Below are 11,718 nucleotides of genomic sequence, written 5' to 3'. Positions count from 1 at the left end.
TTATGAAAAGATTATATCTAGTATTAATTATAGCAACTTTAAATAGTTGTATCGGACAAAATAAAGAAATAACAAATACAAACAATACTGTTAAACAATATACTATTATGAAAACTTTTGATATTGAAACGTTTTACAAGAATAAAAATAATCTTAAAGAATATAATTTCATTAAAAATGATACTATTAATGTTAAACAAAGAGAAAACAAACAATATTATATAGAAATAATTAAAACAGAAAATAATCCCTTTGAGGAATTTTACGCTTTTTATAAAACTGGAAAATTAAAATTAAGTGTAGAAAGACTTCCTAACAGTTTTCAAAAAGGTATAATAAAAGAATATAATGAAGATGGAGAACTAATAAAAGAAGAAGATTTAGATAAGCCTTATACATATTCATGGAAAAATATAAAACAATATTTAGCAAAACACAACGTAGAAAATTTAAACAAGCAAGTAATAAGTATTCGTAGATTTAATGAACCAGAAGCAACAGAAAATACTAGAAAAGGTCCATATTGGGAATTAGATTTTAAAGGAGAATATAATAACATAGTAGGTCAGTTTTTCATAGAATTAGATGGCATAACAGGAGAAGAGTTATTAGTCAAAAAATTTAAAGGCAAAGGAGCTTTAGGAGAAGATGCTACAATTGCAGTATACGATACTCTTTATGTTAAAAAAGAAAAAAATTAAAGTTTAAAAATAATCATTTCTTTAAGTATGGATTTATTTATTCTCCTCCTGATGAATTAAATGGGAAGAAAGTGCTAAATATGAAACAGACAAAGTAGTTGAAACAGAAATCGACAATAAAAAAATATCCACTCAATTACCTAAAAATGAAGATGATTATTTAAAAATATACAGGAAACGACAATTATTCTTATTATACTTTGTTACAAAAAATGATCATGGAGACGAAATGTTTGCTGAAGCTGCCCAAACGAGACTTCAGAATATAAAAAACACTAATGGGTATAATAAATTATATCATAAAGTTCATTGTATCGCAATACAAGACATTTCTGAAATTATAACAATTACAGAAACTTACATCACTAAATATGGAGGTGAATTAATGGCATATTGTAAGGAAGTAGGAATATGGTCTCATTCTGGGTATTCGGATGGACCAATAGGTACATCTGAAACAACGATTGATTCTATTGTTCCTAAAGAATTTAATCAAATGGTAATATCTGGTTGGTCAAAGATTAAATTCAATTCGTTTAATAAAGATTCAATATTTGTAATGTATGGTTGCAATTCAGGTAGAGATGACACTCTTTTCGCCCAAAGACTATCAATATTGTCAAACTTTCAAGATATCGAAGTTTGGGGACAGTCTGATTCTTCTTTTCCTTCAAAGTTTCCTGACTATCGTAGAACAAGTTTAGCACGAACAATTGATAAAAATATTCCAATGGGTGGTTTTGAGGTAGGATATACTTATATGCTAGCAGGTAATGATGGTGAAGGTAAAAATTCCCAAACATTAAATTTATTAGAAGATTATCCTAAAGCAAATCCAATGAATTGCTATAAAAATGGATTAAAAATAAGAAGTACTCATCAAGGTTACTTTAATGACCATAGAAAAACAAAACAATTAAAGTTAAAATAATTATGCATTCAAATATTACTCTTAAATTAATGCTGCTATTATTAATTACAAGCTGTAATTTTAATACTCAAAAAGAAACAACAAACTCTTTAACAGTTTCGGGAAATAAAGAAATATTAAAAAATTTAAAAATTGAACTAATATCTGTCACTCAAAATAAAAATAACATTAATAATGATACATTATTAGTTTTTAAAGAAAGTATAAAATCAAACTCAATAAATACAAAAGCGTTAAGATATACTTATTTAATAAATTATAAAGATTCTTAATTCACTTCTCGTTCTTTTGATAATCCTATTAAAGCTATAGGCAGAGAAAAAGCCAAGCACCATTGGCGTTTTCTATTAAAAAACAATGAGTTATATGCAAACTTTAGTAATCATTTAATAGATACAATTAACAATTCTTCTATAAAGCTTTTAAGAAAAAAAAAAAAGTTATTCTTATCTTTATTATAAGTGCATTAATAAGTTGTAAATCTAAAACAAACGACTACAGGAATAAGTTTATAATAAATGGTGATAGTTCCTTGATAAGTAATATAAAATTAATGCAGATTTATTATTTAGTAATAAAAACGAAAAAAAATGTTCTCTTATATGAAAACAATAAAGTTTTCGAAGTTCAAAAAAATGTATTGAGGTTTGAATTTCAAATTAGTTACAAAGACTCGATTTATGCTCATTATGGTAGTGATAACAAAATAAAGGCTAATCATGAATTTGGAAAATATTATTTTTATTTCTTTAAAAAGAATGACAATGTTTACGTTAATATAAATTTAAGCGCGGAAAACATTGAACTGAGTAATAACTCTATTATTAAAAAAAATACTGAAGAGTGATCTTTATAGAAAACAGAAAGGCATTTGGAGATAGAAAAATCTGAGAACTAGCAGAAGTCTTAAATTAAACTTGAAGAAGATACTTACTCTATTATTTTTTATTCTATTAATACTAGCATGAAATAATAAAACGCACTGCTATATATAAAAGTGCTTCGCCTTTTCTTTAATCCTTCCGCTTTTCGTTAAAACGAAAATCACCTTCCTTTAACTAAAGAAAGGAAGACAAAGTAAGAGTGTTTAATTATTAAATTTAAAACTGATAGCTATTATTTTAATGCTGAAATGCAACTCATTAAAACAAAAAGCTGAAGCTAAAAAGAAACTCCATATTGAACGCAAAATTGAAATCGAACGTAAAACAAAACATAACAAGCATTAGCACCATCCTTTAGTTATAACAAGATGCTTTCTCTTCGGAAAAATGGATGGTTTGATGCTAACTCGAAGTGCTTTTAAAAGTCTCTAAAAATAGACCATTATTACCGCTGTACACTACTCTATCATTAACAATGCATCTTAAGACCGAAGCATAACTCTATTTAAAAACTAAAATGCCATTTTAAAGTTGTTATAAGAACTTAAAAATGGCATTTATTACTAAGCTTCAAGAAGCTATTTGTTGTCTGTTTTAAAAACTTATTTTATAAATTTTCTAGAGACTGTTTCACCTTCGTTATTTTGAATAAGTGCAATATAAACACCATTACTTAGTGCATTAACATTGGCTTTATTTCCAGATGTTTCACTAATTAATTTACCAGTAATATCATAAATACTAATATTTTTTATAGCATTATTATTGTTTGTAACATTTAAAAATCCAGCATTTACAAATACGCTAACAGTTGTATTATTTATAAAAAAATCTGTTACAGATAATTGAGCAACAGAAACAGCTTCAATATCATCAAAATCAAGACTTTCTGTACCATCACCATTATTATCTACTCTAGTAATAGAAACTCCAAAAACATCAATAAGCAAATTGCTAAGCGTCTTTGGTCCATTAACAGTTAATGCAGAAGGTATAACAGGAATAGTATAAGTTTCAAAACCTGTTGCAGTTGCAGGTATTGTAATAGTTGTAGATTCGGCAGTTGTAATATTTGCACCTGCTTGGTCATCAAATAAAAGTACTGCAAGATCCATAGCGACACCAGATAAGTTTCTAGCCTTAAATCTAATACCTCCAACACCAACGCTTGTATAATCTCCTCCCCAATTTGTAATGTTATCAATAATTAATCTATTAGGTGGTATTGTTCCTGGAAGTATAGATGGAGAACCATCTGCAGTTAAAAAACCACCAGCTGCTGCAACAGGAGTAAATGTTGAATTTAAATTGTTCCAACCCTCAAAATTACCGTCACCAGTAAAAGTACTTATTTGTCCAATGCTAATTTGAGCAAAAGACACTTGAGCTAAAAGAATAAATAAAATGTAAAGTTTTTTCATGATTTTTTTTTAAAATTTTAAGCTAAACTAGTATTTATTTATAGAAAAAATATAATTATAAATGCTAAAACTTTAAATTTAATAGACACTATTAAAAACGTTACTTCCAATATTTTAGAATAGCATTTTCGCTGTACGCTACCAAACCATTAGCATTACCATTTAAAAACCGAATGGTTTACAACTTTTTATAAATACGTAGTTCTACGTATTGTTTTTCTTACCTATTAATTTTAGCTTGCCGCTGATAAAAAATAGCCCAATTGAGGATATCCGTAATGTTTAAATAATATTAATGGTTTTCTTTACAAACAAACTAAAATACAAATTCCCCAAAAAAACATGTTAAAAAAATTACTTTTTACCTTTCTATTAATCTCTACACAGCACTCATTCTCTACTGAAAAACCCATTTTAGTAACAGAATCTACAATCTCTTTAAACCTTGACGAAACTGAAGAATTATTTTTCAGTTTTGCAGAAGGTGATATTATTGAATTCGATTTTGAAATGGTAAAAGGAAAACATTTAAAAGAAATTGAAGTTTTCGAGTTACCTAATAATAAAATATTCTCTGATTTTAAAGTGCAGAAAATTTCTAAAAAACAAATACACATAAAAAACAAAGGGATTTATAAATTTAGATTTTATAGTTCTTCATTAACAAGAAGAGTTGGTAGAGTCAAAATTTATAGAATTCCAGCAGATGAATCTGTCAAAGATTTTAATACTAATTGGAAATGGAAAACCGTAAGAGATACTATTTACACACCATATACTGCTGATAGTATTACAGGTTATAAAACAATTAAATACAAAGAGAAAATTAGAGAATTAGTAAAGACAGAAAATATAGAAGATCTTTTATTTAACAAAAACCAACGTGTACATTCTTATTACAACGAGAATAAAAGTAGTACTTATTTAAGAGTAGATTTACCAAACCCGATTAAAAATGAATTAAAAGAAGAAAAAGTTATTGCTTGGGCTTACTGGATAGGTGTTGGTGAAGAAGCTCAAAAAGCATACAAACAAAACGCAGAATCGGTTGGAAGTTTAGCAAAAGGAATTGCCTCAATTTATGGAACTCCTTTAGCAGGTCTAGCTCTTGGAACAATTACAGATTTAATAATACCGAAGACTGGTGAAGATGTACTTTATACATTTATTACAGATCATGAAAATGCATTAAAGTTCATAAATAATCAAACTTACATGCAATTCGACACTGGAAAAGGAATAGCTGCATATGGAAAAAACTCAAACTTAACACAAGGAACATTTTATATTGGGTTAAGTAATGACAACCAACTACAAGGTATTGATGTTGATGTAAAAATTGTTGCTATTAAAGAAGTAAAAACCTTTGGAATAGTAGAATACGATAGAGAAAAAGAAGAACCTATTTTAGTTACTCTAAACAAAACAAGAATGGATGTTAACGAAACTAAGATTAGAATTCCAGTTGAATAACATTTTGATAATACAAAGCTCCAAAACCAATGTTTATTATAAAAAACACGTAGTTTTAAGTATTATTGTCATAAACAAATTAATTTTAGCTTGCTACTTTAAATAATTAGCACAATTGAGGACAATAACATTTAAATAATACTAATGGCTTTCTTTACTTAAAATAATAAGTCTAGATTTACATATAGCTAGTTGCAATAATTAGAATCAAGCACAGAAATAAAAAAAACAAATGACAGACATTAAAGAATTTTCAAAATTTTCAGAATCTTTAAAACTAAATCAAAAAGCTGAATTATTAAACGATGATGGAGAAAATTTAATAAATGATTTTTATACTGACTTATTTCCTAATAGTGCTGTAAAAGATAAAGTGAATTTAAGTAATACTACAATATTAATAGGTAGGAAAGGCACAGGGAAATCAACAATTTTTCAAAAATCAATGATTGAACAAATAAATCAATCAACTGTCTTACCACTGTATTTAGATGTAAAAACAATTTATGACAGAGCAACTCCAATTCTAAAGTACGAAAACGAAACCTACATCTCTAAAGATGAACTAACTAAGTATTTATTATATAAAAACTTTATCAAAGAGATCATTTTAGAAATAAAAAAAAGAATTGAAAAACATTTGAAATTTAATCTAATTGAAAAAGCATTTGGTTTAGACTATGATAAAATACAATCAATTCAAATTGAGCTAAATAATATAGAAAGTGAATTAGATAACGTTTTTAGAAAAATCGATATTGGTCTTTTTACAAACATTGGTGAAGAATTAGAATTCACTAATACAAATGAAAAAAACTTAAACATAGAAATTAGTAAAACTCCAAAACTAAATGGAGGCGTTAAAACTGGAAAAGAGCAAAAAGTAAGGAATGAATTTAATTCAATTTTTCTTAATTTTCTTGACATTAAAAGCTTATTAATAGATAATTTTTTAAAAATAAAAGAAATAATTGGTTTACGACATCTCTACCTATATCTAGATGATTTTTCTGAGATTGACTTAGAAGCCCAAAAGATATTCGTTGATTGGTTTATTGCTCCTTTAAATAATTTATCTGAGAATTTCATAAAATTTAAAATAGCTTCATATAGAGGTCGATTATATTTAGGTAAAATAGATATTTCTAAAATTGATTTTATTCACTTAGATTTCTTTGAAGCATATAATATCTATAAATCCATTTCTAAAATGGAAGAATTGGCATTAGATTATAATCAACGTCTTATAGAAAATAGGTCGAAATTATTTTTTATAAAGTCAAAATTTTATGAATATTTCGATATTAAAAAGACTGATTTACACGAAATACTCTTTGATGTATCAATGAATATTCCTAGAAAATTAGGATACATACTTTCATATTGCTATGAATCTCATCTAATACACGATACTAAAATAACAAAAGCTGCAATTGGAAATGCTGCACAAAGATATTATGAAGAAATAACAGAAAGTTATTTTGAATCAAACCCATATATAACTCGACCATTTGAAGATAAAATTAATATTGCAAATCAAACAAATTTACTTGAAAAAATAGTCAACAAACAAAAATTCAACAAGCTTAATATCGCAAAATCTAGAGCTAAAATTTTTAATGTTCCAGACCAACCAACAAGCCATTTCGTTGTAAATGACGAATTCTCAAACTTGTTAAATAACTTAGAGTTAAACGGTTACTTAAGCACATACAATAAAATCAAAGATAAAAGCAATATTTCTTCTACATTATTCGCCTTAGATTATGGTTTGTGCAGAAAAAATAATTTAAGCTATGGTAGACCAAAAGATTCTGATCATAGAAAATATTACAGTGATTCTAGATTTAGTTTAAATCATTTAATTAGAGAACACTTTAATTCAACTCAGGTATTAAAATGTTCGTTGGGACACGAGTTTGATTTTGAATTGAAAAAACAATTTGAATTCTATGATATGAACTGTCCTACTTGCATGAAAGATGGTTCTCTAAATAAATGTGAAACAACAGTATCGAATAAAGAACTTATTGAAAAAATAAAAAACATTGAAAGGACTTCTTTGTTTCAAGTCGATTTTGACGAATTAAGAATTCTATTAGCGTTAAAACAATTTTCACCTGTATCGTTACCAACAAAAAAATTAGGAGAGCTAACTGATTTTTCTTATCAGTTTATTGCTAAAAGAATCCCTAAATTAATGGAATTAGGCTTTATTGAAATGGATCAAGAAAAATCTTTAGTAGTAAAAAAAGAACATTACCTTATTACTGCTAAAGCTAAAGAGAAAGTTATTGATGTCATAATAAAACATATTGAAAAAAAAAATAAGGACAAATAACTATTCCAAACATAATTCGTATTCCATTTCATGAGGTTCCTGCCTTCGCAAGAATTTACAAATTATCCAACTGATTATCAGTCCCATTCTCACTAATAGTCCAAAAGAAACCAACAAAAAAGAATTGGTCTGCAGCAGGTCTTAGCGCTTGTCTAGAAAAATTATTATTTACATCTGGAGTATTTGCATATTGGTAACCATTTACGTTTTTAAAACCTAGCACATTATTTACAGAGAAATAAAGAATTTTCTGTGGGCTTAATAAATAAGCCCAATTAAGGCTTAAACTATTATAGCTTTTGGTTTTAGCGTTTAAAAAACCAGCTTGGTTTGGGTTGGTATATGTTCTACCAGAAGCAAAAGCATAGCTTAAACCTACTTGGCTTTTCCAGTCTTCAATCCAATATTTACCAACTACAGAAAGATTGTGTTTGTTTGCAAAATTTGGCTGTGCGGCAACTGTGTAGTTTTTATACTCACGTTCTGTATCTAAATAAGAGTAGCTTACCCAATAATCTATATTCTTTAAGCTTTTATTATCGCGATAAAAGAGATCTAAACCTTTAGCAAATCCGTTTCCAGAGCTGTTATAATTAGTATCGAAACTTGCAAAATCGCTATCGTATTTTACTAAGTTATTATAATTTTTAAAGTAGGTTTCTGCTCTAAAAATTCTACCATCGTTATTGTATTGGTAGTTTAAAATATAATGCTGTGTTTGCTGTGCTTTTAAGTTTTGTTCGAACTTTAAAATACTAGAATTGGGGTTTTGGTAAAAATCGCCATAAGCCAAAGACACTTGGCTCTTTGCTCCTGTTTTATAAGCTAAAGAGAGTCTTGGAGACACAGTAGCCTCTTTAAAAAGTTCGCTATATTCGGCACGTAATCCTGCTTTTAAGGCTAGTTTTCTAGAGAAAATAATATCGGCTTCGGTAAATGCAGCAGAAATGTTATTTTTATAACCATAATCTACTGGTTGTATACTATTGCTTTTAAAAGCTTCATTAAAATTGGTTGTAAAATATTCTGCTCCAAAGTTTAATTTAAAACGGTTGCTAAAGCTTTTACGTAATTTCAGTTTTGTATGGATAGAATTTTCGGTATCATCGATATTATTATCATCAATTGCCATTTTGTTTTTAGCGTGTGTGTAACTAAAACCTGTATTTAGTTTCCATCTATTTTCTAGTTTTGCAGCGTAAGAACCGTTAAGATACAAGTTAGAATTATCGAGTTTAAAACGTAAACCTTCAGGAGAATTTATATCTTCTTGAATCAATTCAAAATTACTTTTATCGAAAGCAGAATAAAGTTTTAGCATACCATTATTGGTTTTATATCTGTAAACAGCTTCACCAGAAACACTTTCAGGAGATTTTAACCATTGGTTTCTATCTTTAAAAACAGCTTGATAAGGTGCTAAATTAATGTAAGACGCATTTACACTAAGCGAGCTTCGCTCCCACTTTTGGGTGTTACCAAGTGTTGCACCAAGTGTCATAATTCCAATATCAGTTTTTTCTTGAGCTGGCTCGTCTATAGTGTTTAAAAGTAATACGCTTGATAATGCTTGACCATATTCTGCACTATAACCACCTGTAGAAAAGGTAATCCCATCGAACAAAAATGGCGAATAACGTCCGCGAGTTGGTGTATTATTTGCAGATGGTGAATATGGCGTAAACACACGAATACCATCTATAAATATTTGCGTTTCCTCTGCTTCTCCACCACGAACAAACAGTCTACCATCTTCGGCAACCGTTGTTGTGCCAGGTAAAGTTTGCAAAGCACCAACAAAATCGCCAAGCGCACTTGCTGTAGTTACCACATCCATAGACGTTAAAGCAGAGATTTTACTATTATCGCCTGCCGAAAAAGTTCCTGCAGACAACACAACGGTATCGAGTGCGTTTACATCTTCTCTTAAAGTGATTTTTAAGCCGTTTAAAGCAGAAACGTTGCTAGACATTACATAAGTCTCGAAAGAGATATAAGAAACGGTTAGCGTTTGTGTACCAACTTCTGTGGTTTTAAAACTGAAAATACCTGCTGCGTTTGTAGTTGCGCCATCGTAAGTACCATCGAGATATACGTTTGCACCATCTATGGGATTGTTTTTAGCGTCTTTAATTGTTCCGTTAATTTGCGATTGTGCGGAAGTTAGTTGTAAGCTTATTAATGTGATTAGAATTGTAATTAAAAACTTCATATCGGTTCGTTGGCTTTAATTGATGATACAAATGTGCGTTTGTAGTATCGTTTTTAAAACTTATAGTTACCGAACTGTATTTTTTTAAGGTTGAAATGTACTCGTCATTGCGAGAAGAGCCAAAGGAACGACTTAGCAATCTCGTTATTATCGTCATTGCGAGGACGCAGGACGAAGCAATCTCTTGATGCGTTGAATGGTTTGATTGTAAGTATTATTACAGAACGATGAAGTAATCTTTTGATACTTTGCTAATGACTTCCTGACTTAGCAAGAAAAACAGTCATGTAAAAATGAGAAAAACACAAAGACCTACTCCATATAGTATTAGAGGTAAATTGAAGAGATTGCCGCGCTTTTTTTCTATTGAAAAAGCTCGCAATGACACTACTTTTTCACTTCTCACTTCTCACTTCTCACTTCTCACTTCTTAACATAAGGTCTAATAATAAGCCTAGCTGCTTTATCGAAATTAATATAATTGTAAGTCCAATTAAAAAACACAATTACTCTGTTTCTAAAACCTACCAAAGACATTAAGTGTACAAACATCCAAACAAACCAAGCAAAAAAGCCTGCGAATTTATAATGTTTTAAATCTACAACTGCTTTATTTCTACCAACTGTAGCCATAGAACCTTTATCGTGATAAGTAAATTCTTTTAAAGGCTTTTTATCAATAAGTCTTAGTATATTTTTGCCTAATAATTTGCCTTGTTGTATTGCTGGTTGTGCGACTTGCGGATGTCCTTTTGGGAATGCTTCGGTTTCCATTAACGCAATATCTCCAAGTGCAAAAATAGAATCGTAACCTTCTACTTGATTGTATCTATTTACTTTATAACGGTTAGAATGTTCCATTATAACTTTTGCATCCAGACCTTTTACTGGACGACCTGTAACTCCTGCTGCCCAAATTAAGGTGTCGGACTCTAATGTTAAATCTGTATTTGTGGTTACTGTTTTACCATCGTAATCTTTTACAAAGGTGTTACAATGTATTAATACGCCTAATTCTTTTAAAAACTGTTCCGCTTTTTTTGAGGCATGCTCGCTCATTGGTGGTAATACTCTTGCGTTACCTTCTAGCAAGTGTATTTGCATTCTATTAGCGTCAATATCTTTATAATCTCTTGGGAGAATGTGGTTTTTAAGTTCGGCAATAGCTCCTGCAAGCTCTACTCCTGTTGGTCCACCTCCAACTATTACAAAGTTTAGTAATGCTTCGCGTTCGCTTTTATTATTACTAACTGCTGCACTTTCAAAATTTTGAAGTATTAAACTACGAATATTAAGTGCTTGTGGCACTTTTTTCATTGGCATACTATTATCCTGGATAGTTTTATTACCAAAGTAATTTGTTTTCGTTCCTGTGGCAAGAATTAGATAATCGAAAGAAAGTACACCAATATCGGCATGAATTTCTTTTTTATCGGCATCTATACGTTCTACTTCCGTTAAACGGAAATAAGTGTGTTTGTGATTTTTTATTATTTTTCTAAGAGGATAAGCAATAGAATCTGGTTCTAATCCTGCTGAAGACACTTGATATAGTAAGGGCTGAAACGTATGGTAATTCCGTTTGTCTATTAATACCACTTGAACATTTTTATTGGCCAAAGCTTTAGCCATACTTACACCTGCAAAACCGCCACCTACAATGACAACTCTTGGTAATTTAGATTCTGGAATATTCATAGAAATAGATAATAAAAATAGTGTAATCAAAGATACGATTTACTGTTTATAAAGGCT

The 11,718-nt window shown here is 29.2% G+C and carries 8 protein-coding genes; 5 read left to right on the top strand and 3 right to left on the bottom strand.

The window, feature by feature from the left end; genetic code table 11:
- The first annotated feature begins 2 nt into the window (after positions 1-2).
- The 3 genes from ASC44_RS14685 to ASC44_RS14675 all read left to right on the top strand — a co-directional run bounded on the left by ASC44_RS14685 (position 3) and on the right by ASC44_RS14675 (position 1,904).
- Positions 3-701, top strand: a complete 699-nt coding sequence (locus ASC44_RS14685; RefSeq protein WP_055448381.1) for a hypothetical protein — start codon at positions 3-5, stop codon at positions 699-701.
- Positions 702-930: 229 nt separating this feature from the next.
- Entirely contained in the window at positions 931-1,632 is a 702-nt protein-coding gene (locus ASC44_RS14680; protein WP_055448380.1) for a hypothetical protein, read from the top strand.
- A 2-nt stretch (positions 1,633-1,634) separates the two neighbouring features.
- Positions 1,635-1,904 carry a hypothetical protein gene (locus ASC44_RS14675; RefSeq protein WP_055448379.1) on the top strand — a complete coding sequence of 90 codons (270 nt, stop codon included), beginning with the start codon at positions 1,635-1,637 and terminating at the stop codon, positions 1,902-1,904.
- Between the two features lie 1,214 nt (positions 1,905-3,118).
- Here ASC44_RS14675 and ASC44_RS14665 read toward each other — a convergent pair.
- Positions 3,119-3,937: a T9SS type A sorting domain-containing protein gene (locus tag ASC44_RS14665; RefSeq protein ID WP_055448377.1), complete on the bottom strand. Its 819-nt coding sequence runs from the start codon at positions 3,935-3,937 to the stop codon at positions 3,119-3,121.
- A 342-nt stretch (positions 3,938-4,279) separates the two neighbouring features.
- On the opposite strand from ASC44_RS14665, the gene ASC44_RS14660 reads away from it, so the two are divergent.
- Positions 4,280-5,410: a hypothetical protein gene (locus ASC44_RS14660; RefSeq protein ID WP_055448376.1), complete on the top strand. Its 1,131-nt coding sequence runs from the start codon at positions 4,280-4,282 to the stop codon at positions 5,408-5,410.
- A 232-nt stretch (positions 5,411-5,642) separates the two neighbouring features.
- Positions 5,643-7,751: a hypothetical protein gene (locus tag ASC44_RS14655; protein WP_055448375.1), complete on the top strand. Its 2,109-nt coding sequence runs from the start codon at positions 5,643-5,645 to the stop codon at positions 7,749-7,751.
- 55 nt (positions 7,752-7,806) lie between these two features.
- Here the strand turns inward: ASC44_RS14655 and ASC44_RS14650 are convergent, their stop codons facing one another.
- Positions 7,807-9,963, bottom strand: a complete 2,157-nt coding sequence (locus tag ASC44_RS14650; RefSeq protein WP_055448374.1) for a TonB-dependent receptor — start codon at positions 9,961-9,963, stop codon at positions 7,807-7,809.
- A 423-nt stretch (positions 9,964-10,386) separates the two neighbouring features.
- The gene (locus ASC44_RS14645) at positions 10,387-11,661 is read right to left on the bottom strand and encodes an NAD(P)/FAD-dependent oxidoreductase (protein ID WP_055448373.1); all 1,275 of its coding nucleotides are present in this window, start codon (positions 11,659-11,661) and stop codon (positions 10,387-10,389) included.
- Positions 11,662-11,718 lie beyond the last annotated feature (57 nt).

This window comes from Lacinutrix mariniflava, assembly GCF_001418015.1.
Lineage (GTDB): Bacteria > Bacteroidota > Bacteroidia > Flavobacteriales > Flavobacteriaceae > Lacinutrix > Lacinutrix mariniflava.
Note: the sequence above shows the minus strand (reverse complement) of the source record. Positions and strands in the feature narration are given on the sequence as shown.

What these genes read in the sequence shown, in the direction of transcription:
- ASC44_RS14685 (WP_055448381.1), top strand. Translation starts at nt 3, where the DNA reads ATGAAAAGATTATATCTAGTATTAATTATAGCAACTTTAAATAGTTGT.
- ASC44_RS14680 (WP_055448380.1), top strand. Translation starts at nt 931, where the DNA reads ATGTTTGCTGAAGCTGCCCAAACGAGACTTCAGAATATAAAAAACACT.
- ASC44_RS14675 (WP_055448379.1), top strand. Translation starts at nt 1,635, where the DNA reads ATGCATTCAAATATTACTCTTAAATTAATGCTGCTATTATTAATTACA.
- ASC44_RS14665 (WP_055448377.1), bottom strand. Translation starts at nt 3,937, where the DNA reads ATGAAAAAACTTTACATTTTATTTATTCTTTTAGCTCAAGTGTCTTTT.
- ASC44_RS14660 (WP_055448376.1), top strand. Translation starts at nt 4,280, where the DNA reads ATGTTAAAAAAATTACTTTTTACCTTTCTATTAATCTCTACACAGCAC.
- ASC44_RS14655 (WP_055448375.1), top strand. Translation starts at nt 5,643, where the DNA reads ATGACAGACATTAAAGAATTTTCAAAATTTTCAGAATCTTTAAAACTA.
- ASC44_RS14650 (WP_055448374.1), bottom strand. Translation starts at nt 9,963, where the DNA reads ATGAAGTTTTTAATTACAATTCTAATCACATTAATAAGCTTACAACTA.
- ASC44_RS14645 (WP_055448373.1), bottom strand. Translation starts at nt 11,661, where the DNA reads ATGAATATTCCAGAATCTAAATTACCAAGAGTTGTCATTGTAGGTGGC.